The following is a 25704-nucleotide window of genomic DNA, read 5'->3' on the forward strand; positions in this document are numbered from 1 at the left end:
AAATTGGCGCGCTCGGCGATCCGCCCTCCGGACCTGGCGGCGCCCCCATGACTCCAACCTGCCTGAAAGGTGAACCAGTGCGACGTACCCTCCTAGCCTTGGCCATCGCGACGATTCCCGGCCTGGGCTCGGCCGCCGGGCTGGCCTCTTCCATCGGCGCCGTGACCGTCTACCAGGACCGCGCCGTCGTGACCCGCGCGGCCAGCAGCGAACTGGCCGCCGGCGAACACGAGCTGGTGCTGGACAAGCTGCCCGCGTCCCTGCAGGAGAACTCCCTTCAGGTGTCGGCCAGGAGCACCGGCCAAGCCACCCTGCTCGACGTGAAGGTGCGCGACGCCTACCAGGCCGATACGCCGAACGACCGGGTCAAGCAATTGGAAGCGCAGTTGCGCGGGCTCGAAGGCCGGCAGGCCGCGCTGGACGACGAGGCCGCCGTGCTGGACAACCAGCGCGAACTGGTGCTGATGATGCAGCGCGGCGCCACCGAACCGGCCAAGGACGGCGCCCGCCCGACGCTGGACGAGCTCAAGGCCATCCAGTCGCTGAGCGCGGACACGCTGGGCAGGACGCTCGCCGGCCTGCGCCGGACCGCCGAACAGAAGGCGGACCTGGACCGCGAAATCGCGGCGGTCCAGAGCCAGCTCGGCCAGTTGCAGAATGCGCAGGGCCGCCGCAGCAAGACCGTCACCGTGCGCGTGAGCCTGGCCCGCGCGGGCAAGCTCGACCTGAACCTGTCCTACGCCGTGGCCGGCGCCCGCTGGACGCCGGCCTACGACGCGCGCCTGCGCCTGGCCGACCGCGGGGTGGACCTGGGCTACTTCGGCGTCATCCGCCAGAACACCGGCGAAGACTGGAACAACGTCAAGCTCACGCTGTCCACCGCCCGGCCGGCGCTGGGCGGCGGCGCGCCCGCGCTGCAGCCCTGGATCGTCGACGTGGCGGCGCCGCCGCCTCCCCCGCCCGCTCCCCGCCCCGCCGCCGCGCCCTCGGCCAAGCCGCAGGCCGAAGCCGTGGCCGAACGCCGGGCGCGATACAGCCCATCGCTCGCGGATGCGGCGTCCGCCACGCCCGAACCGGCGCCGCAGGACATCGAGCTGTCCACCGCCCAGGTGCAGAACGAAGCCACCAGCGCGTCCTTCCAGATCAAGAACCCGGCCACGCTCCTGTCCGACAACGCCTCGCAGCGCGTGGCCATCGCGACCGCCAGGCTGCCGGCCACGCTGCAATACCAGTCCACGCCGGCGCTGCGCCCGGCGGTCTACCTGACCGCGCAGGCCAGCAACAACACGGACTACCCATTGCTGCCCGGTCCCCTGAACACCTTCCTGGACGACGCCTTCGTCGCCTCGGGCACCCTGAAGGCGGTCATGCCCGGCGAAAAGGTCGAACTCGCGATGGGCGCGGACGACGGCATTTCGATCGAGCGCCAGTTGGTGAACCGCTATACCGAGAGCACCGGCTTTTCGGGCGGCGGCAAGCGCGTGACCTACGAGTACAGGATCACCGTGAAGAACAACAAGACCACCAAGGAGCGGGTGTCCTTCAAGGACCGCCTGCCGGTCTCGCGCAACGAGAAGATCGTGGTCAAGCTGCTGTCCCCCGCCGACCGCGAGATCAAGCGCGAAGACGACGGCAGGCTCGTGTGGGACTGGGAACTGGAACCGGGCAAGTCGCGTGAAACGGTGTTGAAGTTCTCGATCGACCATCCCGGCGACATCGAGGTGTCCGGCCTCTGAGGCATCGTTTCCTCGCGAAGCCGAACGGACGGCGGCTCAGTGGCTGCGGCAGAACTCGATGAAGGCGTCGGGCTCCAGCGGCATGGAAATGCCATAGCCTTGCGCCACGTCGCAGCCCAGTTCGCGCAGCAGTTGTATGTCGCGGTCGTGCTCCACGCCCTCGGCCACCACGCGCCGGCCCAGCACCCGGCCCATTTCGATCGCCGCGGCCACCACCGCGCGCGAGGCCGGCTCGCGGTGCATGTGCACGATGAAATCGCGGTCGATCTTGAGTTCCGTGAACGGCATGGCCGAAAACAGGCGCATGGAGGCGATGCCCGCGCCGAAATCGTCCATCGCCAGTTCGAAGCCGCGCACCCGCAACAGGTTCAGGACCGAAGACAGGGCCAGCCAGTCGGTGACGGGCTCATCCTCCGTCAGTTCGACCTTGACCAGGCGGGCCGGCAGGCCGGCCTGGCCGACGCGCTGTTCCAGCAGCCCGGGCAGGTCGCGGGTGCACAGCGTGGAGGCGGAGGCGTTGATGGCGATGGGCACGGCGATGTCCTCGGCGTGCATGCGCCGCAGCAACTCGATCACGCGGTCCGTCACCCGGCTGAACAGCATGCGATCCAGGCCCAGGCGGTGCGCGGCGGGCACGAAGTCCGCCGCCGAAATGACGCCCAGTTCCGGATGCTCCCAGCGCGACAGCGCCTCGGCCGCCAGCACGCGGCCCGTCGACAGGCTCATCTGCGGCTGCAGCACCACGCTCATGCCCTTGCCCGTGATCAGCGCGTGGCCCAGCGCCACTTCCATCACGTCGCGCCGCACCGCGTTCGGCCGCGGCGACGCCGCATCGTACTCGTCGACGCTGCGCAGCGCCGCTTTGATCGCGTGCTGCATGGCGGCCCGCGACACGGGCTTGGACAGCGCCTGCGCGGACGGGCACCCCGCCTGCAAGGCAAGCCGCACGTGCGACTGCAGCAGTTCGTCGCTGAGGCTGCTGATCCAGATGATGGGCGGCATGCTCTTGAGCCGGCCGGCGTCCACCAGCCGCCGCAGTTCGTTGGGCAGGCGCGTGCCGTCGCCCTCGCCCATGACGATGTCGCTGACGACCACGTCGTAGAACTGCCGCGACAGCGCGCCGATAGCCTCCGTGCTGCTGCCCAACCCCGCCACCCGCCGGTAACCAAGCGCCAGAAGCATATTCTGCAGGTAGGCGCGTTCGACCGGATGGTCCTCCACCAGGAGAATCCGTCGGGTCGCGCCGGCGTCGGTCTTAGGCATCGTCTACCGTCCTAGTCATATAGGGCGGGCCCTTGCAGGCGGCCGCGGGAACTCTGTGGCCACCATGCTACGGCATCCGCGCGGCGACTGTCCTTATCGCTAACGGGTTAATGCAATATCGTGGCCGATAGTCGTAGGAATCGGCCTATCAGCCGGACGGAGGCAGCCGGCCGTCGCCCCGCGGTCCCGCCGGTGCGATAATGGAAGTCTTTCCCGCATCCACGGCACGGAGCTTCCCTTGACCCGCATTGACGATCCCCTGCACGACCGCGAGGTCGGCGCGGCCGACTCCACCCAGGACAACACGCGCACGGACGACACCCGCATCAGCGCGGTGCGGCCCTTGATTTCGCCCGCGCTCCTGCAGGACGAACTGCCCGTTTCATCCGAGATCCAGACGCTGGTCGAACAGAGCCGCGCCGCGATCGCCGACGTGCTGCACGGCCGCGACGACCGCCTGGTGCTGGTGGTCGGCCCCTGCTCCATCCACGACCATGGCCAGGCCATGGAGTACGCCCGCCAGTTGCGCGCCGCCGCCGAACGGCACAAGCAGGACCTGCTGATCGTCATGCGCGTGTATTTCGAGAAGCCCCGCACCACCGTCGGCTGGAAGGGCTATATCAACGATCCGCGCCTGGACGGCAGTTTCCGCATCAACGAAGGGCTGCGCCGCGCGCGCGAACTGCTGCTGGACATCAGCGGCCTGGGCCTGCCCATCGCCACCGAATTCCTGGATCTGCTCAGCCCGCAGTACATCGCGGACCTGATCTCCTGGGGCGCCATCGGCGCGCGCACCACCGAAAGCCCCAGCCACCGCCAGCTCAGTTCCGGCCTGAGCTGTCCGCTGGGCTTCAAGAACGGCACCGACGGCGGCGTGCAGATCGCCGCCGACGCCATGGTCGCCGCCAGCGCCAGCCACGCCTTCATGGGCATGACCAAGATGGGCATGGCGGCCATCTTCGAGACCCGCGGCAACCAGGACACCCACGTCATCCTGCGCGGCGGCAAGCAAGGCCCGAACTACGACGCCGCCAGCGTCGATGCCTGCTGCGCCGCGCTGCGCAAGGCGGGCCAGCGCGAACAGGTCATGATCGACTGCTCGCATGCCAATTCCAACAAGTCGCACCTGCGGCAGGTCGACGTGGCCGACGACATCGCGGCGCAGCTCTCCCAGGGCGACGCCCGCATCACCGGCGTCATGATCGAAAGCCACCTCGAAGAAGGCCGCCAGGACCTGACGGCCGGCCAGCCGCTGCGCCACGGCGTCTCCATCACGGACGCCTGCCTGGGCTGGTCGCAGACCGCGCCGGTGCTGGACACGCTGGCGCAGGCGGTGCGCCGGCGCCGCGAAATGGCGGCGTCCCGCGCTCAGGCGTAACGATCGGCGCGGTAAGGCGCCGGATCCCGCGACGCAAAGGAACACGCCATGGCTTTGCCCCGCCTGCAACCCGTCACGCTCGATGGCGAGATCGTCCGCCTGGAACCGCTGGCCGTCCGCCACGCCGAAGACCTGGCGCGGGTCGGCCTGCATCCCGAACTGTGGCGCCTGCAACCCGAACCCGTCGATACGCCCGACGACATGCGGCGCTACGTGGACCGCGCCCTGGCCGGGCAGCGCGACGGCGCCTGCCTGCCCTTCGCCATCGTGCGCCAGGACTCCGGCCAGGTCATCGGCGCCACGCGCTATATGGACATCGCGCTCGCTCACAAGCGGCTGGAGATCGGCGCCACCTGGCTGACCCCGTCCAGCCAGCGCTCGGGCGCCAACACCGAAGCCAAATTCCTGTTGTTGCAGCACGCCTTTGAAACAATTGGTATCATACGTGTCGTGTTCAAAACGGAGTTGGGCAATGCGCAGTCCCGGCAGGCCATTCTCCGCATCGGCGGCGTCGAGGAAGGCGTGTTTCGCAAGCACCTGATCGCGCAGTCCGGGCGCGCCCGCGACATGGTCTACTTCGCGATCCTCGACGAAGACTGGCCCTCGGTCAAAGCGCGCCTGCTGGCCCGCCTGCGCCGGCCCGCCTAGGCACGGCGCCTTTCGTTCTTTTCGCAGCTTGCCCGGGCCGACGCGCCCGCCTCCCGCACTCATTTCTTCAGGTATGGATCGCACACCCATCATCCCGGCCGCCGAGGCGCGCCCCACCATTTTCATCTACACGGAAGAACAGCGCGGCAACCAGTTGGTCGAGTCGCCGGTGATCGGCATGATGTCCGACGTTTCCGGCTCGGACAAACTCATCGTCGTGCAGGATCCGCACAGCGGCCTGAAGTTCATCTACCGCATCGACCACGAAAGCAACAACCTCGACGCCGCCGCGATCACCGAACAGGAAGATTCCCGGTTCGACGGCAAGTACTCCGTCCAGATCAGCGCCACCTCGTACCGCCTGGGCACGCCCGCCAACGCGCTGAAATTGCTGCGGGGCAAAACCCAGTGGATCCAGGACAAGGGCGCGGTGCTGTCGGTCCTGCTGCAGAACGCCGCCGCCCGCAAGACCCGGTTCTCCGCGGTGCGCATCGAACGCGACCGCCTGCGCAAGGTGCCCCCGGGCGTTCCGGTGGAACGGCTGCCTACATAAAAAGCAGGTATCCACAGCGCCGGCGCTTATCCACAATTTCTGTGGATAAAACAGCCTCGGACGCACGGTTGATGGCCGTTCGGGCGATGCCGCACGGGCTGCTCATTTTTTGACCAACCCGGGTTCCGTCCGCGGCCGATGGCGCGGCGCCGCAATGGCGTTGATGATATTCTCCGCAAGCGCGGGCGATGGGGAGGCTATCGCGGCCGCGCAGGCGAATCCCGACAAGAAGCCTTACATGAAAGGAGCGGATAGCGTGTTTGCCCTTGGAGCGTCTCGTGTAAAACCGTTGGTGCCGGCGTCCCCGTGACGATCCTCATCGTCGACGACCACGGGGACTGGCGCGACACCATCGCCGAATTCATCTGCGACCTCGGCCTGGGCAACGCCATCCTCACCGCGGGATCCCTGGCGGAACTGGACCGCCTGCTGCTGACCGTCACCCCGGGCATCCTCGTGCTGGACGCCATGCTGCCGGACGGCGACGCGCTGACCCGCGTGTCGCACCTGCGCACGACCTTTCCTTCCATGGGCATCATCATGCTCACCGGCCGCCTGCTGAGCGAAGACAAGGTGTCGGGCCTGAGCCTGGGCGCCGACCACTATCTCACCAAACCCGTCAACCTGGCCGAACTGGGCGCCACCCTGGTGTCGCTGTCGCGCCGCCTGCGGGTCGTGCCGCCCGGCGGCGCCGGCGAAACCCGGTCCGCCGGCTGGCGCTTCGATCCCGCCCGCCGCGTCCTGCTGTCGCCCGAGCAAGTCTGCGTGGACATCACCGACACCGAAAGCCGCCTGATCGGCGCGCTGGTCCAGGCGGCGCCCCTGCCGCTCTCGCGCAGCCGCCTGGTCGAGGCGCTGGGCGCCAGCGCCGAGGCCTACGACACCCATCGGCTGGACGCCCACGTGCACCGCCTGCGCCGCAAGCTGCGCGCGCAGGCCGGCGGCGACATGGGCATCCGCACCGTGTACGGCGTCGGCTACGTGTGCACCGTTCCCGTGCAGATCGTCGGCGGCGCCAAACATTGAGGCCCGCCCCATGAGTTCCGCCATCCGCCCCCGCCGTTCCGTCCTCTACATGCCCGGCGCCAACGCGCGCGCGCTGGACAAGGCGCGCAGCCTGGACGCCGACGTCCTGATCCTGGACCTGGAAGACGCCGTCGCGCCCGACGCCAAGGCGCAGGCCCGATCGCAGGTCGCCGCCGCGCTGCGCGAAGGCGGATACGGACGGCGCGAATGCGTGGTGCGCATCAACGCGCTGGACACGCCCTGGGGCCGGGACGACGTCCAGGCCATCGCCCGCGCCGGGGCCGACGCGGTGCTGCTGCCCAAGGTCCAGTCGGCCGCCGAACTCGGGGCGCTGGCCCAGGCGCTGGACGCGGCCGGCGCGCCCGCCGGCCTGCCCCTGTGGGCCATGGCCGAAACGCCGCTGGGTTTCCTGCGGCTGGACGCCATTGCCTGCGGCCACCCCAGGCTGGCGGCCATCGTCGTCGGCACGTCCGATCTGGTGAAGGACCTGCATGCGCGCCACACGCCGTCGCGCGACGAAACCCTGCTGGCGCGTTCGCTGGCGGTGATGGCGGCGCGGGCCCATGGCCTGGCCGTGCTGGACGGCGTGCACCTGGACCTGCACGACGACGCCGGCCTGGCCGCGGCCTGCCGGCAGGGGCGCGACCAGGGGTTCGACGGCAAGACCCTGATCCATCCGAAGCAGATCGCGGCGGCCAACGCGGCCTTCGCGCCCACCGAGGATGAACTGGCCAGCGCCCGCAAGCGGCTGGACGCCTGGCGGGCGGCGCAGGCCGCGGGCCAGGGCGTGGCCGTGGTCGACGGCGCGCTGGTGGAAAACCTGCACGCCGAAGAGGCCGAGCGCGTGCTGGCGCTGGCCGCGGCCATCGCGCGGGCATAGCGCCCCAAGCGCGGCGGCGCGCGGCCCGGTACAATATCGCCCACGACAGGACGGCTGCCCGTCCCTTGTGCCTTTCGCGCCCGACCGCTTTCGCTTCCCGCGCGATCCCGCCCCGGTTCCCTTTTTTGCGCCGCGCCTTGTGGCGGGAGCCTTGCCGCGCGCCTGCCGCGCCACCCCCTGCCTCACGATTCATGATTCGCTTCCAACAAGTTTCACTCATGCGCGGCGTCAAGCCCCTGCTCGACAAGGTCGACCTGCTGCTGAACCCCGGCGACAAGATCGGCCTGATCGGCGCCAACGGCGCCGGCAAGTCCAGCCTGTTCGGCCTGCTGCGCGGCACCCTGCACGCCGACCAGGGGGACCTCGACTACCCCGCCAGTTGGCGCATGGCCTACGTGGCGCAGGAGACGCCGGCGCTGAACCGGCCGGCCATCGAATACGCCATCGACGGCGACGTCACGCTGCGCAAGCTGGAAGCGGAGCTGGCCGCGCTGGAAGCCGAACCCGAAAGCGCCGAAAACGGCCTGCGCATGGGCGATATCTACGCCGCGCTGGCCGACGCCGACGCCTACACGGTCCACTCGCGCGCCGAACAACTGCTCACCGGCCTGGGCTTCACGCAGGCGCAGATGCACCTGCCGCTGACCAGCTTTTCCGGCGGATGGCGCATGCGGCTGAACCTGGCGCAGGCGCTGATGTGCCCGTCCGATCTGCTGCTGCTGGACGAACCCACGAACCACCTGGACCTGGACGCCATCATCTGGCTGGAAGACTGGCTCAAGCGCTATCCGGGCACGCTCATCGTGATCTCCCACGACCGCGACTTCCTGGACGGCGTGGTCAACGTGATCGTCCACATCGACGAGCGCAAGCTCAAGCGCTACTCCGGCAACTATTCGTCGTTCGAACGCCAGCGCGCGGCCCAACTGGAACTGGCGCAGGGCATGATGGAAAAGCAGATGCGCCAGCGCTCGCACCTGCAATCCTTCATCGACCGCTTCAAGGCCCAGGCCAGCAAGGCGCGCCAGGCGCAAAGCCGCATCAAGGCGCTGGCCCGCATGGAGGAAGTGGCCCCGCTGCGCGCCGCCGCGGAATTCTCCTTCGAATTCCGCGAACCGCTGCGCGCGCCGAACCCGCTCTTGACCATGGACCGCGTCAGCGCCGGCTACCGCGCCGCCGACGAGGCGACGCAGGCCGGATCCGACAAGATCATCGTCTCCGGCATCAATTTTTCCTTGCAGGCCGGCCAGCGCATCGGCCTGCTCGGCATCAACGGCGCGGGCAAGTCGACCTTCATCAAGACCATCGCCGGCGAACTCGACACGCTGGCCGGCGACACCCAGTTCAACAAGGGCCTGTCCATCGGCTATTTCGCCCAGCACCAGGTGGAGATGCTGCGCCACGACGAATCGCCGCTGTGGCACATGACCAAGGCCGCGCCCACCGTGCGGGAACAGGAACTGCGCAACTTCCTGGGCAGCTTCAATTTCAACGGCGCGATGGCGACCAGCTCCATCGCCCCGTTCTCCGGCGGCGAAAAAGCGCGGCTGGCGCTCGCGCTCATCGTCTGGCAGCGCCCCAACCTGCTGCTGCTGGACGAACCCACCAACCACCTGGACCTGGAAACGCGCGAAGCGCTGACGACGGCGCTGGCGCAGTTCGAGGGCACGCTGGTGCTGGTATCGCACGACCGCCACCTGCTGCGCGCCACCACCGACCAGTTCATCATCGTGGCCGACGGCAAGGTCAGCCCCTTCGACGGCGACCTGGACGACTACAAGGACTGGCTCTACAAGACCAAGCTGGCGGCGAAGGCCGCCTGACCGTCAGGGCGCCCGGTAGCCCAGCAGAACGCTCGCGGCCTCGGCCTCCCGCCGGACCGCCCGGGCGATGGGGCCGTCGGGCGCGGCGTCGAATCCGCCGGTCGCGCCCAGCGCGGTCAGCGCCGCGCAAGGCCGGCCGCCGTGGTTCAGCAAGGGCGCGGACACCGCGCTGATGCCCTTCAGGTTGGTATCGCGCACCGTGGCGCACCCCTGTTCCAGTACCTGCCGGCGCAAGCGGCCGATGGGATCGGCCGGGTCGAGCTGCGCCCGCAGGTCCGCCGGCGCTCGCGCCAGTTCCGCCTCGGCCAGGGCGCAGACCCGCGCGTCGTCCTGCAAGGCCAGGAACACGCGGCCGGTCGCCGACCAGAGCATCGACAGCACCGAGCCCGTCCGCACGTTCACCGTCACCGGCAGGCCCGGTTCCTCGAAACGCACGATAGTCGGCCCCTTGTTGCCCATCACGGCGATGAAGCAGGTCACTTCCAGGCCTTCCCGCAGCCGCACCAGGCCCGGCTCGGCCAGGCGGATGGGATCGGCCTGGCGCAAGGCGGCCAGGCCCAGCAGCATCGCTTCCAGCCCCAGAAAGTACTGCTGCGTGGCGGCGTCCTGCGACACCAGCCCTTCCTCCATCAGGCTGGCCAGGTAGCGGTGCACCTTGGCCGGGCTCTCGCCCACCTGGGACGCCAGCAGCGTGAGGCTGGCGCGGCCGCCCAGCTTGCCCAGCCCCTTCAGCACCGCCATGCCGGTTTCGGCGGCCTGCACCCGCTGGCGCCGCTCCCGCGGGCGCGGCGGCTCGGCGGACGGGACGGGAACGAAGGACGGATCGGAAGTCTGGTTCATGTCGGCGCCATCGGTAGGCCGTCCGCCGGCGGCGGATACAGCCTCGGAGATTACCCCAGTTGATAAATTACGCTATGCGTATATGCTTTACGCAATTGTAATGCGGAGCGATCACCATGGCGCACCTCTCCCCGACCGACCCCGCGGCCGCCGGCAACCCCGGCGGCTGTCCCATCGACCATGCCGCGCCGGCCCGGGCCCAGGGCTGCCCGGTCAGCCCCCAGGCCGCCGAATTCGATCCTTTCGGCGACGGCTACCAGCAGGATCCGCCCGACTACGTGCGCTGGGCGCGCGAGCGGGAACCCGTGTTCTACAGCCCCAAGCTGGGCTACTGGGTCGTCACCCGCTACGACGACATCAAGGCGGTCTTCCGCGACAACCACACCTTCAGCCCCTCCATCGCGCTGGAGAAAATCACCCCTACCGGACCCGAGGCGAACGCCGTGCTGGCCAGCTACGGCTATGCCATGAACCGCACGCTGGTCAACGAGGACGAGCCCGCCCACATGCCGCGCCGCCGCGCGCTGATGGACCCGTTCACGCCGGAAGCGCTGAAGCACCACGAACCCATGGTGCGCCGCCTGACCCGCGACTACGTGGACCGCTTCATCGACGACGGCCGCGCCGACCTGGTCGACCAGATGCTGTGGGAAGTGCCGCTGACGGTCGCCCTGCATTTCCTGGGCGTGCCCGAGGAAGACATGGACCGCCTGCGCGCCTATTCCATTGCGCACACCGTCAATACCTGGGGCCGCCCCAAGCCGGAAGAACAGGTGGCGGTGGCCCACGCGGTGGGAAATTTCTGGCAACTGGCGGGCAACATCCTGGACAAGATGCGCCGCAATCCCGACGCCCCGGGCTGGATGCAGTACGGCATCCGCAAGCAGAAGGAATTTCCCGACGTCGTCACCGACTCCTACCTGCATTCGATGATGATGGCCGGCATCGTCGCCGCGCATGAAACCACCGCCAACGCCTCGGCCAACGCGATCAAGCTGCTGCTGCAGCACCCCGAGGCCTGGCGCGAGCTGTGCGAAGACCCGGGGCTGCTGCCCAACGCGGTCGAAGAGTGCCTGCGCCACAACGGTTCGGTCGCGGCATGGCGCCGCCTGGCCACGCGCGACACGGAAATCGCCGGGGTCGCGATCCCCGCGGGCGCCAGGCTGCTGATCGTGTCCTCGTCGGCCAACCACGACGAACGCCATTTCGCCGACGCCGACTTCTTCGACATCCGCCGCGAGAACGCCAGCGACCAACTGACCTTCGGCTATGGCGCGCACCAGTGCATGGGCAAGAACCTGGCGCGCATGGAAATGCAGATTTTCCTGGAAGAGCTGACCCGCCGGCTGCCGCACCTGCGCCTGGCCGAACAGCAATTCACTTACGTGCCCAACACCTCGTTCCGCGGCCCCGAGCACCTGTGGGTGGAGTGGGATCCGGCGGGCAACCCCGAACGCCGCGACCCCGGGCTGCTTTCGCGGCGCCAGCCGGTGCGCATCGGCGAACCCTCCGCGCACGCCATCAGCCGCAGACTGCTCGTCGCTTCCGTCACCCGCGCGGCCGACGGCATCGCGCGGATCCGGCTGGAATCGCCCGACGGCAAGCCGCTGCCGCGCTGGACGCCCGGCTCCCACATCGACGTCGAATGCGGCGACACCGGGATGTCGCGCCAATACTCGCTTTGCGGCGATCCGGCGGACGCGGGCGCGCTGGAAATCGCGGTGCTCCGCGAAGACGCGGGCCGCGGCGGCTCGGCCTGGATCCACCGGCACCTGCGGCCCGGCGGCAGCGTGCGCGCGCGCGGGCCGCGCAACCATTTCAGGATGGATGAAAGCGCGTCCCGCCTGATCTTCATCGCCGGCGGCATCGGCATCACGCCCATCAGCGCCATGGCGCGGCGCGCGCGCGAACTGGGCCTGGACTATCAACTGCATTACAGCGGCCGCGCGCGCGGCCGCATGGCGCTGCTGGAGGAACTGGCGCCGCTGCATGGCGAGCGCCTGCACCTGCACATCGGCGACGAAGGCCGCCGCAACGACTTCGACGCCTTGCTGGCCCGGCCCGACCCCGGCGCCCAGATCTACGCCTGCGGCCCCGAGCGCATGCTGGCCGCCTTGCGGCAGGCCTGCGCGGCCTGGCCCGAGGACGCCTTGCGCGTGGAGCATTTCCATTCCACGCTCGCCACGCTGGACCCGTCCAGGGAGCATGCCTTCGAGGCGGAGCTCAAGGATTCCGGCATCGTCGTGCAGGTGCCCGCCGGCCAGACGCTGCTGGCGGCATTGCGCAGCGCCAACATCGACGTGCAGAGCGATTGCGAGGAAGGACTGTGCGGGTCGTGCGAAGTGCGCGTGATCGACGGCGCCATCGACCACCGCGACGTGGTCCTGACGCGCGGCGAGCGCGAGGCCGGCAACCGCATGATGGCCTGCTGTTCCCGCGCCCGCGGCGAGCGCATCGTGCTGGAGCTATAGCGCCGGAAACCGTCGCGGAGATCGCGCGATCGGGCTGTCTGAAGTGGGGCTGAAAGCGTTACAATCCGCGCTCAGCGCATTACGACGTCCCGCGGCAAGGCGGGACGCGTTGTTTTGACGCCGGCGGTGCCGGCGCAAAAAGCGCCCTTTTTCCCAGCGCTCCTAGATGCCGATCAAAGACCAACTATTTCTCGCCAGCCAGTATCTCGCGCCCCACCACCTGGTGTCGCGCCTTTTCGGATACGCCTCCGACTGCCGGGAACCCGCGGTCAAGAACTGGATGATCTCGCGCTTCGTGCGGCGCTACGGCGTGGACATGCGCGAAGCCCGCCAGGAAGACCCGCTGGCCTACGATTGCTTCAACGATTTCTTCACGCGCGCGCTGAAGGACGACGCCCGTCCGCTGGACGACGAACCGGGTTCGGTGCTCTGTCCCGCCGACGGCGCCATCAGCCAGATGGGCGCCATCGAACACGGCCGCATCTTCCAGGCCAAGGGCCACACCTATGGCCTGGCCGACCTGCTGGGCGGCGACGCCGAGCGCGCCGCGCCTTTCCAGGGCGGCGAATTCGCCACCGTCTACCTGTCGCCCAAGGACTATCACCGCGTGCACATGCCGGTCGCCGGCACCCTGCGCGAAATGGTCCACGTGCCCGGCCGCCTGTTCTCGGTGAACCCGCTGACCGCGCGCAACGTGCCGCGCCTGTTCGCGCGCAACGAACGCGTGGTCTGCATCTTCGACACCGAACACGGCCCGATGGCGGTGGTGCTGGTCGGCGCGATGATCGTGGCTTCCATCGAAACCGTGTGGGCGGGCCTGGTCACGCCGCACAAGCGGCGCGTCAAGTCCGTCCGCTACGACGACGCGGCGCGCGCGTCCATCCATCTCGGCAAGGGCGCGGAGATGGGCCGCTTCAAGCTGGGCTCGACCGCCATCGTGCTGTTCGGGCCCGGCAGGATCCGCTGGGCCGACACGCCGTCGGTGCTGGGCCCCGTGCGCATGGGCGAACTGATGGCGCTGCCCGCGTAAGGCGGGCTCGTTCGCCAAAAGCGAAATTGGATGTCGGGATTTATTCGCTTTATGCGATGAATCCGCGTTGCTAGATTACGGGCTTTTGCCGGCCCGCCATGACATCCCTCCTTCCGTCCGCCACCCTCCCCAGCGCAGCCCCGGCCACCCGGCCGCTGCCGCGCGCGCTTGCGCGCCTGCTCTCGCTGGACGATTTCGAGGCCGCCGCCCGGCGGCGCCTGCCGCGTCCCATCTTCGGCTACGTCGCTGGCGCGGCGGAAGACAACCAGTCGCTGCACAGCAACCGCCAGGCGTTCGCGCGCTATGCGTTCGCGCCGCGCGTGCTCGTGGACGTATCGCGCCGCAGCCAGCAGACCGAACTGTTCGGCCGCCGCTACGCCTCGCCCTTCGGCATCGCCCCCATGGGGATCAGCGCGCTCTCGGCCTATCGCGGCGACATCGTGCTGGCCCGCGCCGCGCGCGAACAGGGCATTCCGGCCATCCTCAGCGGCACCTCGCTGATTCCGCTCGAAGACGTCATCCGCGAAGCGCCCGGCACCTGGTTCCAGGCCTATCTGCCGGGCGATCCGCAGCGCATCGACGCGCTGGTCGAACGCGCGCGCCGCGCCGGCTACGAAACCCTGGTGCTGACGGTGGACATCCCCGTGTCGGCCAACCGGGAAAACAACGTACGCACGGGCTTTTCCACGCCGCTCAAGCCCAGCCTGCGGCTGGCGTGGGACGGCATGACGCGGCCGCGCTGGCTGGCGGGCACCTTCCTGCGCACGCTGCTGTCCCACGGCATGCCCCATTTCGAGAACTCGTTCGCCACGCGCGGCGCGCCCATCGTGTCGGCTTCGGTGCTGCGCGACTTCACCGCGCGCGACCACCTGGACTGGGAGCACGTGGCGCGCATCCGCCGGCAATGGCCCGGCACGCTGATCATCAAGGGCATCCTGCACCCGCAGGACGCGGCGCTGGCCAGGCGGCACGGCGCCGACGGCATCATCGTGTCCAACCATGGCGGGCGGCAGCTCGACGGCGCGATCTCGCCGCTGCGCGCCTTGCCCGGCGTGGCCGAGGCGGCGGGCGGCATGACCGTGATGATGGACAGCGGCGTGCGGCGCGGCGGCGACGTGCTCAAGGCCCTGGCGCTGGGCGCCCGCTTCGTCTTCGTCGGCCGCCCGTTCAACTATGCGGCCGCGGTCGGCGCGGAGGCCGGCGTCTCGCACGCCATCGGCCTGCTGCGCGCCGAGGTCGACCGCAACATGGCCATGCTGGGCATCAACGATCCGCGGGAAATGAACGCGGACCTGCTGGCGCGCGAAGCGCTGCCGGCAGACTGAGGCGGCGCCGCCCCGGCGCGGCATAGAATGGCGTTTCTCTTGCCACGCGCGCCCATGCCCCTGCCGGGCATGGGCGCCTTCCGAGCCGCCCGTGTCCCTACGCCAATCCTCGTTTTTCCTGCGCTTCCTGACCCTGGGCGCGCTGGCTCACGTCTACGTGGGCGTCCGCCTGATCCCCGACGCCCTGCTGGGCGGCGAAGGATCGGCCGCCGCCATCCTCGCCCTGGTGCTGTCCTGCGTCCTGATCCCGCTGGGCATGCTGGGCCGCTCTTCCGTGCATCCGCCCTGGGGCGACCGCATCGCCTGGGTGGGGCTGTTCGCCATGGGCCTGTTTTCGTCCCTGTTCGTGCTCACGGTGCTGCGCGACGCGCTGCTGCTCGCGGCCTGGCTGGCGACGCTGCCCCTGGACGCCGCGCCGCCATGGCCCCTGCTGCGCCAGGCCAGCGCCTGGGCGGTCGCGGCCTTGGCGCTGGCCGGCACGCTCGTCGGCCTGTACAACGCGCGGCGGCGCGCGCGCGTCGTCGACGTGGACGTTCCCATCGACGGACTGCCGCCGGACCTGGACGGCTTCACCATCGTGCAGATCAGCGACATCCACGTCGGCCCGACCATCAAGAAGCGCTACGTGCAGGCCATCGTCGACGCCGTCAACGAACAATTGCCCGACATGATCGCCATCACCGGCGACGTGGTCGACGGCAGCGTGGAACACCTGGGCGCCCAGGCCAGCCCGCTGGGCCAGTTGCGCGCGCCCTATGGCGTCTACCTGGTCACCGGCAACCATGAATACTATTCAGGCGCCGCGTCCTGGGTGGCCGAATTCCGCCGCATGGGCCTGCGCGTCCTGATGAACGAACATGCCGTCATCCATCCCGCCGGCCTGCCGGTGGTCGTGGCCGGCGTGACCGACTACGGCGCCGGCGCCTACGACCCGCAGCAGCGCAGCAATCCCCGGGCCGCGCTGTCCGGCGCGCCCGCCGACGCGCTGCCCAGGATCCTGCTGGCGCACCAGCCCCGCAGCGCGGCGGAGGCCGAGCCGCTGGGCTACAGCCTGCAACTGTCGGGCCACACGCACGGCGGCCAGTTCTTTCCCTGGGGATTCTTCGTGCGCTTCCAGCAGCCCTACACGGCCGGCCTGCACCGCATGGGCAATATGTGGGTCTACACCAGCCGCGGCACCGGCTACTGGGGCCCGCCCAAGCGCCTGGGCGCGCCTTCCGAAATCACGCGCCTGCGGCTGCGCGCGGCCCCGGCCCGCTGACCGCTTCAAGCGTCGTCCGGCAGCGGGCCGCGCTCCAGGTAGCTGGTCAGCGCGATATCGCTCGTGGTGTTGGTGATGCCGTCGATCTGGTGGATGCGCGCCAGCAGCAGCTCCAGCGCCTGCGTGTCGCGCACCCGCACCTTCAGCAGCATGGCGCTCTTGCCGGTAATGGTGTGGATCTCTTCCACCTCGGTCAGTTCCGCCAGCCCCAGCACCTGCTGCGTGATGCTCCAGTTGTTGGTGTCCACGTGAATGAAGGCCAGCAGCGGCCGGCCGATCTTCGCGCCGTCCAGCCTGGCGGCGATGCCCTTGATCAGCCCGTCGCGCTTGAGCCGCTTGACGCGCTCGTGCACGGCCGGGGCGGAAAGGTTCAGGATCTTGCCCAACTCCGCATAGCTGGGAGTGGCGTCGCCGGCCAGCAGCGTTAATAGTTTTCGGTCGCGGTCGTCGAGGTCTGACATTGGAATCGCATTCTGCCTAATGGCATTCGAACTTTTATGGAATAAGGAGATATAAGCGTTAACCCTTATTTTATTCCAATAAAATTCGGGGATGCATAACCGTAGCACCCGCAACGCCCGCCCCGCCTCTTCCGTTCCCGCGCTGATGTTCGCCGTCAGCGTCGTCGGCTCCAACGGCCTGGCGCTGAGCCCCATCCTGAGCGACGTCGCGCGCTCGTTCTCCACCTCCGCGTTCACCATCAGCACCGCCATTTCCGCCTACGGCGCGGCCACGGCGGCAAGCGCCTTCTTCCTCGCCGCGCGCATCGACCGCATCGGGATCCGGCGCGCGCTGCTGATCGCCATGGCCGCGCTGATCGCCGCCCTGGTCCTGTCCGCCGCCGCGCCCCACTGGATCGTGTTGACGCTGGCCCAGGCGCTGGCCGGCGCGGCCGCCGGCGTGATCCTGCCCGCCGCCTACGGATCGGCCTCGCTGATCGCGGCGCCGGGCCAGGAAGCGCGCACGCTGGGCCGCGTCATCGCGGGCTGGTCCGTGTCGCTGGTGGCCGGCGTGCCGCTGTCCGCCCTGATCTCGGACGCCGTGGGCTGGCGCGCCACCTACGCGACGCTGGCGCTGTGCGCCGCGATCGCGGCGTTCAGCCTGCGCAGGCTGCCTGAGCGCCGCGCGGCCCATCCCGCCCCGCTGCGCCTGTCGCGCCTGCTGGCGCCGCTCTCGTACCGCGACGTGCCCGCCCTGCTGCTGGGCTGCCTGGCGTTTTCCTCGGCGTTCTACGGCGTCTACGCGTTCCTGGCGGACCACGTGCGCACCCTGCTGGCGCTGTCCGCGGGACAGGTGGGCTTCATTGCCTTCGCCTACGGCGCGGGCTTTCTGCTGGCCGGCGTGGCCGGCGCGCCGTTGATCGAACGCATCGGGCCGCGCCGCGCCCTGCCGCTGGCGCTGGCGGCCATCGCGCTGGTCTACGCGGGCCTGGTGCCGGCGGCGCATTCGCTGGCTGCGGTGCTCGCCGTCGCCACGCTGTGGGGAGCCGCCTCCCAACTGAGCCTGAACCTGCTGGTGCTGCTGCTCTCCCGCGCCCGGCCCGACGAGCGGGGCGCGGTGCTGGGCCTGAACACCTGCACGACCTATCTGGGCGCAAGCATCGGCACGGCCGCCGCCGGCACGATCTACGCGCACGCCGGCTTCGAAACGCTGGGGCTGGCCGCGGCCGCCGCGCTGGCCGCCGCGGCCCTCGGCCTGCATGGCCGGCTGAACGGCCGGCGCGCCGCGAGCGGCGAAGCCGCCGCCTGAACGGCCGGACGCCAGGCCTCAGGATCAGCCGCGGTATTCCACCGCGCAATCGCGCCCGGCCCGCTTGGCCTGGTAGAGCGCGGAGTCGGCCCGGCGCAGCACGTCCGAGGCGCTGGCGTCGCCCTCGACAAAACGGGCGATGCCGCCGCTGACGGACAGCGCCACCGCCGCCCCGTCGATATCCGCCGGATGCTGCCGCAGGCTCATGCGCAGGCGGGCGCAGATCGCATGCGCCGCGTCCCCGTCCGCATCGGCGAGCAGCACCAGGAACTCCTCGCCCCCCAGGCGGCCGATCGAGTCGCCGTCCCGCATGCAGGCGCGCAATTGTTCGCAGAAATGGCGCAAGGCGGCGTCGCCGCCCAGGTGCCCGTAACGGTCGTTGACCTGTTTGAAGTGGTCCAGGTCCAGCATCAGCGCGGTATTCGGGCCGCCCTCGCCGCGTGCGGCGGCGGCCAGCCGGTCTTCCAGACGCTTGAGGATCTCGGCGCGGTTCCAGCAGCCGGTCAGGCTGTCGACCCGCGCCATCCACGCCAGCGCCGCCTCGGTGCGCCGGCTTTCGGTCATGTCCATGCCGATATTGACCACCTTGCCGTCGGGCAGGCGGACGTTGGACCACAGGACCGCCAGCCGTTCGCCGCTGCGCGCGCGGGGATGCCATTCGCGGAATGAGCGCGACGGCTGCGGCCCGACGGTGTCGATCACCTGCTTCCTGACCTGCGGGTCGGGGTAGAACAGCGCCAGCGGGTCGCGGCACTCCTTGATCTCGGCCTCCGACCATCCAAAGCGCCGCTCGCAGGCCTCGTTCCACAACGTGCAGCGCCCGTCCGGCCCGAATGCATTGATCAGCACGGGCGCCGTCTGGAACAGGGCTTCGTATTGCGCCACCACATCGCGCAGCCGCGTCAGTTCGAGTTCAAGCTCAGCGGCGTCCGACACGGCGTGCTGGCTGCGGGCGTCGTCGTGGGGCAATGGACTTTGCATGGCTCTGCAATCGATGGAAAGGCGGGACCCATGCCGGCCGCAAGCGCCGGGCGCGCCACGGCGGCGCCGCGATGCCCGGCTGGGAATCGGGGCCAGTATACGTGCGATGCCCGCCGGCAACTGCCAAGAATCGTCAACGCCCGCCTGGCGGCAGGCCCTACCAGGGAAAGTCGATCAGATCGCCGTACAGGCTGCGCAGCCTGGCCTTGACCTCGGGCGACTGCTGGTAGATCGCGATGAACTTCAGCAGGCGCGGATCCTGCGCGCCCTGGGGCGTGGCCACCCACCGGATCGCATAGCGGCGCACGTTGACCGGGTCGGCATTGTCGAACGCCAGGCCGTCCTTTTCGTCGATGCCCGCCTGCTTGGCGAAGGTGGTGTACGTCACGGAAGCCGTCACGTCGTCGAAGGTGCGCGCCGATTGCGAACCTTCGATCTGCACGAACTTCAGCTTCTTCGGATTCGACACCACGTCCTCCAGCGCCGCCCGGTGGGCCACGCCGGGCTTCAGCCCGATCAGTCCGATGGACTCCAGCAGCAGCAGGGCCCGGCCCGTGTTCACCGGATCGTTGGGCACCGCGATCGTCGCGCCGTCGGGCACCGGATCGCCCTTCTTGAGCTTCTTGGAGAACAGGCCGATCGTGGTGGAATAGCCGTAGGCGACCGGCACCAGGTTGGCGCCGCGCCGCTGGTTGAACAATTGCAGGAAGGGTTCGTGCTGGAAGAAGTTCGCGTCCACCGAGCCGTCCGCCACCGCGATATTCGGCAGCACCCAGTCGTTGAACTCCACCAACTGGACGTCCAGCCCCTCCTTCTTCGCCTGGGCGATCGCCAGCTCGGTGGCCGCGTTCGCCACGCTGGCGATCACCCCGATCCGCAGGGGCTTGTCCTGCGCCATCGCGCTTGCCGCGCAAGCCAGGCCCAGCGCGGCCGCGGCCGCGCCGCGCGTCAGTGTCGAAAACAGTCGGTGCAGGAACATGTGGACCTTCCAGATGGAAAAACAGGGCGTGGTCGCTATTGTGCAGCAGCCGCCGGCCGCCTCCCGCAAAGGCCCTTTGTCACGCAATGGAAATCCCGCCGCCGGCCAGCGGCGCTAAGATGAAGCCAATACGTCCTCGGGAGACGCTCATGAGCGCCGTATTGACATCCCCTTCCGCCGCCATCCACCGCGATCAGGTCGAAGACCGGCTGGGCGCGCACAACTACCATCCGCTGGACGTGGTGATCGCCCGCGGCAGCGGGGTCTGGCTGTACGACGTGGACGGCCGCAAGTACCTCGACTGCCTGTCGGCCTATTCGGCCGTCAACCAGGGGCACTGCCACCCCGCCATCCTGGCCGCCATGGTGGAACAGGCGCAAAAGCTGACGCTGACCTCGCGCGCCTTCCGCCACGACCAGATGGCGCCGTTCTACGAAGACCTGGCCCGCCTGACCGGCGCGCACAAGATCCTGCCCATGAACAGCGGCGCGGAAGCCGTCGAGACCGCCATCAAGGCCGTGCGCAAATGGGGCTACGAGGTGCGTGGCGTGCCCGAGAACCAGGCGGAGATCATCGTCTGCGCCAACAACTTCCACGGCCGCACCCTGGGCATCGTCGGCTTCTCCACCGACCCCGACGCCTACGGCCACTACGGGCCCTTCGCGCCCGGATTCAAGACCGTCCCCTTCGGCGACTATGCGGCCTTCGACGCCGCCATCACGCCCAATACCGTCGCCTTCCTGGTCGAGCCCATCCAGGGCGAAGCGGGCGTCGTGCTTCCGCCCGCCGGCTACTTCGCCCAGGTCCGGCGGCGCTGCACGGAACAGGGCATCACCCTGATCCTGGACGAAATCCAGACCGGGCTGGGGCGCACCGGCAAGCTGCTGGCCGAAGAACACGAAGGCATCGAGGCCGACGTCACCCTGATCGGCAAGGCCTTGTCCGGCGGCTTCTATCCCGTATCGGCGGTGCTGTCGAACGCCGATGTGCTCGGGGTCTTCCAGCCGGGCCAGCACGGCAGCACCTTCGGCGGCAATCCGCTGGCCTGCGCCATCGCGCGCGCGGCGCTGCGCGTGCTGACGGAAGAAGGCATGATCGACAACGCCGCGGCCATGGGCGCGTACTTCCTGGAACGCCTGCGCGCGCTGCCCGGCCCCGTGCGCGAGGTGCGCGGACGCGGGCTGATGCTGGCCGTGGAACTCGAGCCCGATGCCGGCGGCGCCCGCCTGTGGTGCGAACGCCTGCAGGCGCGCGGCATGCTGGTCAAGGACACCCACGGCCATACGCTGCGCCTCTCCCCGCCCCTGATCGTGACGCGAGAGCAGATCGACTGGGCCTGCGACCAGCTTGCCGCGGTACTATCCGCCCCTTGACGCATCCCGCCCGGAGCCCGCAACTTGCACACCACCGCCCATCTGCCCAACCGCATCGCCCTCATCGGCGCTCCCACCGACATCGGCGCGGGCGCCCGCGGCGCCTCCATGGGCCCCGAAGCCCTGCGCGTGGCCGATCTCGGCCCCGTGATCGAGGCCCAGGGCTTCGAAGTGGCCGACCGCGGCAACCTGTACGGCCCCGCCAATCCCTGGCTGCCGCCCGTGGACGGCTACCGCCACCTGGACGAGGTCGCGGCCTGGAACCGCGCGGTGCACGACGCCGTCTACGCGGAACTCGGCCAGGGCAACCTGCCCATCCTGCTGGGCGGCGACCACTGCCTGGGCATCGGTTCCATCAGCGCGGCGGCGCGCCACTGCCGCGCGGCGGGCAAGAAGCTGCGCGTGCTGTGGCTGGACGCCCACGCGGATTTCAACACGAATGCCTTGACCCCCACCGGCAATATCCACGGCATGCCCGTGGCCTGCCTGTGCGGCTACGGGCCGGCGCAGATCACCGGCCTGTCCGGCCAGACCCCGGACATCGAGCCGGGCTGGGTGCGGCAGATCGGCATCCGCAGCGTCGACCAGGGCGAAAAGCGCCTGGTGCACGAAGCGGGCCTGGAAGTCTTCGACATGCGCTACCTGGACGAAATGGGCATGCGCGCCACCATGGACGCCGCGCTGGCGGGCCTGGACGCCGACACGCACCTGCACGTGAGCTTCGACGTGGACTTCCTGGATCCCGAGATCGCCCCCGGCGTCGGCACCACCGTGCCCGGCGGCCCCACGTACCGCGAGGCCCAGCTCTGCATGGAGATGATCGCCGACACGGGCCTGATGCGCTCGCTGGACGTGGTGGAATTGAACCCGGCCTTCGACGTGCGCAACAAAACGGCGGAACTGGCGGTGGACCTCATCGAGAGCCTGTTCGGCAAGTCCACGCTGATGCGGCGCGGCGCGTGATCCGCGGCCCGGCCGGATGAGCCGGCGCTAGCCCCGCCCCTGCCGGATCGCCTGCGCCGCCGCCGTCAGGCGGCCCAGATGTTCCTCTCGGCGTTCCCGCATGCGCGGCGTCGGCCCGGCCATGCACAGCGCGTACCATTCCCCGCCCAGGTCCAGCGCCACCGCCAGCCCGGTCAGGTCGGCCACGCTCTCGCCGACGTTCTCGCCCCACCCTCTTTCGGCCGCGCGCTCGACCTCGGCCCGCAGCGCCTCGCGAGTGACCAGCGTGCGGTCCGTATAGCGCGTGTAGTCGGCCGACGCCAGCGCCGCCTCGCGCTCGGCCGGCGGCAGGCGCGCCAGGATGGCCTTGGCCACCGCGCTGGTATGCAAGGGCCGGCGGGCGCCGGGCCTCGCGGTGTAGCGCACGGGCTGCGTGGCCTCCACCACGTCCAGGTAAAGCACGTCGCCGTCCTGGATCTTGGCCAGCATGACCGTCTCGTCGGCCGCGTCGCGCAAGGCGACGAGCTGCGGGCGCGCCTGTTCCAGCCAGGGGTCGCCCGCCATGATCTGCGCGCCCAGCGCATGCAGCTTCGCCGTCGGGTAATAGCCGCCGCGGCGGCGCACCTCGTACAGGTAGCCGCGCGCCGCCAGCGTGCGCACCAGCGCCAGGCAGCTCGACATCGGCGCGCCCAGGCCCTGCGCCAGTTCGGTCAGGGGCAAAGGCCGCCGCACCTGGGCGAACAGTTCGATCAATTCCAGCGTCCGTACGACGAGCTTCACTTCCATGGCGGCCACCTGTGTCCGGATTCCAGGCCGGATCGCGCGATCGGCCTAGGTAATCCACTATGTTGACTTTCCTTGTATGTGAAAATAAATTCTTGCACAGGAATTTCTATTCACCAACTAGAAATATTTTTCAGCCGGCTGGAGAACCGGCGGCCAGGCCAGATACAGAAGCGTCCAGACGAATATCGATAATTCGGCCCGCGAGCGGGCTGGGAGACAAGCAGATGCGTATCAAATCCCTGTTGGCGGCGCTGGCCGCCGCCCTGGCCGCCAGCGCCGCGGCCCATGCCCAAGCCGACGTGGTGCGCCTGGGCGTATCCAACGACCGCTCCGGGATCTATTCGGACCTGGGCGGGCTGGGCTCCGAAATGGCGGTCCGCATGGCGGTCGAGGATTTCGGCGGCAAGGTCGCCGGCAAGACCGTCCAGGTCATCGGCGCCGACAACCAGAACAAGGCCGACGTGGCCTCGGCCCTGGTGCGCCGCTGGTTCGACACGCAGAACCTGGTGGCGGTGGTGGACGGCGGCGCCAGTTCGGCCGGCCTGGCCGCGCAGGGCGTGGCCCGCGAGAAAGGCGGCACCGCCCTGATCAGCGGCGGCTTCGCCGGGGACTTCAGCGGCAAGCAGTGCAGCAACCTCAGCACCCAATGGGCGCCCGACACCTACGCGCTGGCCAACGCGGTGGTCAAGAGCGTCGTCGAGAACGGCGGCAAGTCCTGGTACTTCATCACCACCGACTACGTGTTCGGCAAATCGCTGGAAGGCAATGCCTCCCGCTTCGTGCAGAACGCGGGCGGCACCGTGCTGGGCAGCACGCGCCACCCCCTGGGCGCCCTGGATTTCGCCTCGTTCCTGGTGCAGGCGCAATCGTCCAAGGCCGACGTGGTGGGCCTGGCGAGCGCCGGCGGCGATCTGGTCAACCTCATCAAGCAGGCCCAGGAATTCGGCCTGACCGGCGGCAAGCAGCGCCTCTTGACCTTCCTGACCTTCATCAACGACGTCCAGGCGATGGGCCTGCCCGTGGCCCAGGGCCTGACCTTCCCCACCGGCTTCTACTGGGACGCCGACGACGACACGCGCGCCTGGACGCAGCGCTGGCAGAACAAAATGGGCGTGACCCGCGCCCCGTCCATCGTGCAGGCGCTGAGCTACGTCGCCACCACCCATTACCTGCAGGCCGCGCAGGCGGTGGGCTCGTTCGACGGCGCCGCCGTCAACCAGAAGATGCGCGAGTTGCCCATCACCACCAAACTGATCAAGAATGCGCGGGTGCGCCCCGAAGACGGCCGCGTCATCATGGACCTGTACCTGGTCGAAGTGAAGAAACCCGCCGAATCCAAATATGCCGGCGACTTCTACCGCATCCTGTCCACGGTGCCCGGCGAAAAGGTCTTCGTGTCCCTGGCGGACAGCGAATGCCCGTCGGTCAAGAAGTGATGAACGACACATCAAAAGGAGACAACCCATGAAGTGCTATTGCGTCGTGAACTTCCGCGAGCCCTTGCAGGAAATGGACCAGCCCACGCCCACGCCGCAGGGGTCGCAGGTGCTGCTGAAGGTCCGCGCGGCGGGCGTTTGCCACAGCGATATCCACTTGTGGGAAGGCGGCTACGACCTGGGCCAGGGCCGCACCCTGTCCCTGAAGGACCGCGGCGTCTCGCTGCCGCTGACCATGGGCCACGAAACGGTCGGCGCCGTGGTGTCGGCCGGCCCCGACGCGCAAGGGCTGGCGTCCGGCCGCAACTACCTGGTCTATCCCTGGATCGGCTGCGGCAACTGCCCGTCCTGCCGGGCCGGCATGGAAAACCATTGCCCCGCTCCCGCCTGCCTGGGCGTGCACCGCGCCGGCGGTTATGCCGACCACATCCTGGTGCCGCATCCGCGCTACCTGATCGACATCGGCGACCTGGAACCGGCGCAGATCGCGCCGTACGCCTGCTCCGGCCTCACCACCTATTCCGCGCTGAAGAAGATCGGCGCCGACGTCTACCGCGACCATCCGGTCGTGATCTTCGGCGCCGGCGGCCTGGGGCTGATGAGCCTGACGCTGATCAAGGCGCTGGGCGGCGCCGGCGCCATCGTCGTCGACATCGACCCGGCCAAGCGCCAGGCCGCGCTGGAAGCCGGCGCGCTGGCGGCCATCGACGGCGCCGCGCCCGATGCCGCACAACAGATCGTCAAGGCCGCGGGCGGCAAGCCCGTGCAAGCCGCGATCGACCTGGTGGGCGCGCCCGCGACCACCTCGCTGGCCTTCGACTTCCTGACCAAGGGCGGCAAGCTGATCATCGTGGGCCTGTTCGGCGGCGCCTCGTCATGGCCGATCGCGCTGATCCCCATGAAAGCCCTGTCCATCGTCGGCAGCTACGTGGGCAACCTGGCCGAATTGCGGGAACTGATGGAACTGGTGCGGGCTGGAAAGGTGCCTCCCATTCCGGTGCACCGCCATGCGCTCGCGGAGGCGGATAGCGTGCTGGCGTCGCTGCGGGCGGGGAAGGTGGTGGGGCGGGCGGTGTTGACAGCGTAACGTAACCCCTCCGCGTGTCTGACACCCATACGAGATGGCGTTGGAATCCAAGCCTCTCTCCCCGGGTGTCTGACACCGGCCGTATCTTGGCGGCCGTTCCAAAGTCAGCCGGTGTCAGACACCCGGGACCGTCGTCG

22 protein-coding genes are annotated in these 25704 nt (G+C 69.3%); 16 read left to right on the plus strand and 6 right to left on the minus strand.

Annotated elements, in window-relative coordinates:
- Window positions 1–77: 77 nt before the first annotated feature.
- Complete coding sequence (locus WHX56_RS19985; RefSeq protein WP_422393610.1) at window positions 78–1736, plus strand: mucoidy inhibitor MuiA family protein; 1659 nt, start codon at window positions 78–80, stop codon at window positions 1734–1736.
- Between the two features lie 36 nt (window positions 1737–1772).
- Here WHX56_RS19985 and WHX56_RS19990 read toward each other — a convergent pair whose 3' ends face one another.
- Complete coding sequence (locus WHX56_RS19990) at window positions 1773–2999, minus strand: EAL domain-containing response regulator (protein WP_129244516.1); 1227 nt, start codon at window positions 2997–2999, stop codon at window positions 1773–1775.
- A gap of 238 nt (window positions 3000–3237) precedes the next feature.
- Between WHX56_RS19990 and WHX56_RS19995 the strand changes: the two genes are divergently transcribed.
- From WHX56_RS19995 to WHX56_RS20020, 6 genes are all read left to right on the plus strand, one after another.
- On the plus strand, window positions 3238–4377 hold the full coding sequence (locus WHX56_RS19995; RefSeq protein ID WP_338878771.1) for a 3-deoxy-7-phosphoheptulonate synthase: 1140 nt from the start codon (window positions 3238–3240) through the stop codon (window positions 4375–4377).
- 48 nt (window positions 4378–4425) lie between these two features.
- Entirely contained in the window at window positions 4426–5025 is a 600-nt protein-coding gene (locus tag WHX56_RS20000; RefSeq protein ID WP_129244512.1) for a GNAT family N-acetyltransferase, read from the plus strand.
- A gap of 73 nt (window positions 5026–5098) precedes the next feature.
- Entirely contained in the window at window positions 5099–5578 is a 480-nt protein-coding gene (locus WHX56_RS20005) for a hypothetical protein (RefSeq protein ID WP_129244510.1), read from the plus strand.
- Window positions 5579–5884: 306 nt separating this feature from the next.
- Window positions 5885–6604: a response regulator transcription factor gene (locus WHX56_RS20010; protein WP_129244509.1), complete on the plus strand. Its 720-nt coding sequence runs from the start codon at window positions 5885–5887 to the stop codon at window positions 6602–6604.
- Window positions 6605–6614: 10 nt separating this feature from the next.
- Window positions 6615–7484 carry a CoA ester lyase gene (locus WHX56_RS20015; RefSeq protein ID WP_338878772.1) on the plus strand — a complete coding sequence of 290 codons (870 nt, stop codon included), beginning with the start codon at window positions 6615–6617 and terminating at the stop codon, window positions 7482–7484.
- A 191-nt stretch (window positions 7485–7675) separates the two neighbouring features.
- Window positions 7676–9307, plus strand: a complete 1632-nt coding sequence (locus tag WHX56_RS20020; protein WP_338878773.1) for an ATP-binding cassette domain-containing protein — start codon at window positions 7676–7678, stop codon at window positions 9305–9307.
- Between the two features lie 3 nt (window positions 9308–9310).
- Here the strand turns inward: WHX56_RS20020 and WHX56_RS20025 are convergent, their stop codons facing one another.
- Window positions 9311–10147, minus strand: a complete 837-nt coding sequence (locus WHX56_RS20025; protein ID WP_338878774.1) for an IclR family transcriptional regulator — start codon at window positions 10145–10147, stop codon at window positions 9311–9313.
- Between the two features lie 116 nt (window positions 10148–10263).
- Between WHX56_RS20025 and WHX56_RS20030 the strand changes: the two genes are divergently transcribed.
- The 4 genes from WHX56_RS20030 (at window position 10264) to WHX56_RS20045 (ending at window position 16234) form a co-directional block, all read left to right on the plus strand.
- On the plus strand, window positions 10264–12618 hold the full coding sequence (locus WHX56_RS20030) for a cytochrome P450/oxidoreductase (RefSeq protein ID WP_338878775.1): 2355 nt from the start codon (window positions 10264–10266) through the stop codon (window positions 12616–12618).
- Window positions 12619–12784: 166 nt separating this feature from the next.
- A complete protein-coding gene (gene asd, locus WHX56_RS20035) occupies window positions 12785–13648 on the plus strand; it encodes an archaetidylserine decarboxylase (RefSeq protein WP_338878776.1) in 864 nt (287 codons plus the stop codon).
- A 98-nt stretch (window positions 13649–13746) separates the two neighbouring features.
- Complete coding sequence (locus WHX56_RS20040; protein WP_338878777.1) at window positions 13747–14973, plus strand: alpha-hydroxy acid oxidase; 1227 nt, start codon at window positions 13747–13749, stop codon at window positions 14971–14973.
- Between the two features lie 91 nt (window positions 14974–15064).
- Window positions 15065–16234, plus strand: a complete 1170-nt coding sequence (locus WHX56_RS20045; protein ID WP_129244495.1) for a metallophosphoesterase — start codon at window positions 15065–15067, stop codon at window positions 16232–16234.
- A 5-nt stretch (window positions 16235–16239) separates the two neighbouring features.
- On the opposite strand, the gene WHX56_RS20050 is transcribed toward WHX56_RS20045, so the two are convergent.
- Window positions 16240–16695 carry an Lrp/AsnC family transcriptional regulator gene (locus WHX56_RS20050; RefSeq protein WP_338878778.1) on the minus strand — a complete coding sequence of 152 codons (456 nt, stop codon included), beginning with the start codon at window positions 16693–16695 and terminating at the stop codon, window positions 16240–16242.
- 91 nt (window positions 16696–16786) lie between these two features.
- Here WHX56_RS20050 and WHX56_RS20055 point away from each other — a divergent pair, with 91 nt between their 5' ends.
- Window positions 16787–17983 (plus strand): MFS transporter, encoded by a 1197-nt coding sequence (locus tag WHX56_RS20055; protein WP_338878779.1) that lies wholly within the window; start codon window positions 16787–16789, stop codon window positions 17981–17983.
- 24 nt (window positions 17984–18007) lie between these two features.
- Here WHX56_RS20055 and WHX56_RS20060 read toward each other — a convergent pair whose 3' ends face one another.
- Both WHX56_RS20060 and WHX56_RS20065 read right to left on the minus strand, forming a co-directional pair.
- Window positions 18008–18964, minus strand: a complete 957-nt coding sequence (locus WHX56_RS20060; protein ID WP_338878780.1) for a diguanylate cyclase — start codon at window positions 18962–18964, stop codon at window positions 18008–18010.
- Window positions 18965–19121: 157 nt separating this feature from the next.
- Window positions 19122–19943: a MetQ/NlpA family ABC transporter substrate-binding protein gene (locus tag WHX56_RS20065; RefSeq protein ID WP_338878781.1), complete on the minus strand. Its 822-nt coding sequence runs from the start codon at window positions 19941–19943 to the stop codon at window positions 19122–19124.
- A gap of 149 nt (window positions 19944–20092) precedes the next feature.
- Between WHX56_RS20065 and rocD the strand changes: the two genes are divergently transcribed.
- Both rocD and rocF read left to right on the plus strand, forming a co-directional pair.
- Entirely contained in the window at window positions 20093–21316 is a 1224-nt protein-coding gene (gene rocD / locus WHX56_RS20070; RefSeq protein WP_287753570.1) for an ornithine--oxo-acid transaminase, read from the plus strand.
- 24 nt (window positions 21317–21340) lie between these two features.
- Window positions 21341–22279, plus strand: a complete 939-nt coding sequence (rocF, locus tag WHX56_RS20075) for an arginase (protein WP_338878782.1) — start codon at window positions 21341–21343, stop codon at window positions 22277–22279.
- Window positions 22280–22306: 27 nt separating this feature from the next.
- Here the strand turns inward: rocF and WHX56_RS20080 are convergent, their stop codons facing one another.
- Window positions 22307–23044, minus strand: coding sequence for an IclR family transcriptional regulator (locus WHX56_RS20080; RefSeq protein ID WP_338878783.1), 738 nt, complete (start codon window positions 23042–23044; stop codon window positions 22307–22309).
- Window positions 23045–23268: 224 nt separating this feature from the next.
- Here WHX56_RS20080 and WHX56_RS20085 point away from each other — a divergent pair, with 224 nt between their 5' ends.
- The gene (locus WHX56_RS20085) at window positions 23269–24480 is read left to right on the plus strand and encodes an ABC transporter substrate-binding protein (protein WP_338878784.1); all 1212 of its coding nucleotides are present in this window, start codon (window positions 23269–23271) and stop codon (window positions 24478–24480) included.
- Between the two features lie 28 nt (window positions 24481–24508).
- Window positions 24509–25567, plus strand: coding sequence for an alcohol dehydrogenase (locus tag WHX56_RS20090; protein ID WP_338878785.1), 1059 nt, complete (start codon window positions 24509–24511; stop codon window positions 25565–25567).
- Window positions 25568–25704 lie beyond the last annotated feature (137 nt).

This window comes from Achromobacter veterisilvae (assembly GCF_037619525.1).
Classification (GTDB): domain Bacteria; phylum Pseudomonadota; class Gammaproteobacteria; order Burkholderiales; family Burkholderiaceae_B; genus Achromobacter; species Achromobacter veterisilvae.

What these genes read in the sequence shown, in the direction of transcription:
- WHX56_RS19990 (WP_129244516.1), bottom strand. Translation starts at nt 2,999, where the DNA reads ATGCCTAAGACCGACGCCGGCGCGACCCGACGGATTCTCCTGGTGGAG.
- WHX56_RS20000 (WP_129244512.1), top strand. Translation starts at nt 4,426, where the DNA reads ATGGCTTTGCCCCGCCTGCAACCCGTCACGCTCGATGGCGAGATCGTC.
- WHX56_RS20005 (WP_129244510.1), top strand. Translation starts at nt 5,099, where the DNA reads ATGGATCGCACACCCATCATCCCGGCCGCCGAGGCGCGCCCCACCATT.
- WHX56_RS20015 (WP_338878772.1), top strand. Translation starts at nt 6,615, where the DNA reads ATGAGTTCCGCCATCCGCCCCCGCCGTTCCGTCCTCTACATGCCCGGC.
- WHX56_RS20020 (WP_338878773.1), top strand. Translation starts at nt 7,676, where the DNA reads ATGATTCGCTTCCAACAAGTTTCACTCATGCGCGGCGTCAAGCCCCTG.
- WHX56_RS20025 (WP_338878774.1), bottom strand. Translation starts at nt 10,147, where the DNA reads ATGAACCAGACTTCCGATCCGTCCTTCGTTCCCGTCCCGTCCGCCGAG.
- WHX56_RS20030 (WP_338878775.1), top strand. Translation starts at nt 10,264, where the DNA reads ATGGCGCACCTCTCCCCGACCGACCCCGCGGCCGCCGGCAACCCCGGC.
- asd (WP_338878776.1), top strand. Translation starts at nt 12,785, where the DNA reads ATGCCGATCAAAGACCAACTATTTCTCGCCAGCCAGTATCTCGCGCCC.
- WHX56_RS20040 (WP_338878777.1), top strand. Translation starts at nt 13,747, where the DNA reads ATGACATCCCTCCTTCCGTCCGCCACCCTCCCCAGCGCAGCCCCGGCC.
- WHX56_RS20050 (WP_338878778.1), bottom strand. Translation starts at nt 16,695, where the DNA reads ATGTCAGACCTCGACGACCGCGACCGAAAACTATTAACGCTGCTGGCC.
- WHX56_RS20055 (WP_338878779.1), top strand. Translation starts at nt 16,787, where the DNA reads ATGCATAACCGTAGCACCCGCAACGCCCGCCCCGCCTCTTCCGTTCCC.
- WHX56_RS20060 (WP_338878780.1), bottom strand. Translation starts at nt 18,964, where the DNA reads ATGCAAAGTCCATTGCCCCACGACGACGCCCGCAGCCAGCACGCCGTG.
- WHX56_RS20065 (WP_338878781.1), bottom strand. Translation starts at nt 19,943, where the DNA reads ATGTTCCTGCACCGACTGTTTTCGACACTGACGCGCGGCGCGGCCGCG.
- rocD (WP_287753570.1), top strand. Translation starts at nt 20,093, where the DNA reads ATGAGCGCCGTATTGACATCCCCTTCCGCCGCCATCCACCGCGATCAG.
- WHX56_RS20080 (WP_338878783.1), bottom strand. Translation starts at nt 23,044, where the DNA reads ATGGAAGTGAAGCTCGTCGTACGGACGCTGGAATTGATCGAACTGTTC.
- WHX56_RS20085 (WP_338878784.1), top strand. Translation starts at nt 23,269, where the DNA reads ATGCGTATCAAATCCCTGTTGGCGGCGCTGGCCGCCGCCCTGGCCGCC.
- WHX56_RS20090 (WP_338878785.1), top strand. Translation starts at nt 24,509, where the DNA reads ATGAAGTGCTATTGCGTCGTGAACTTCCGCGAGCCCTTGCAGGAAATG.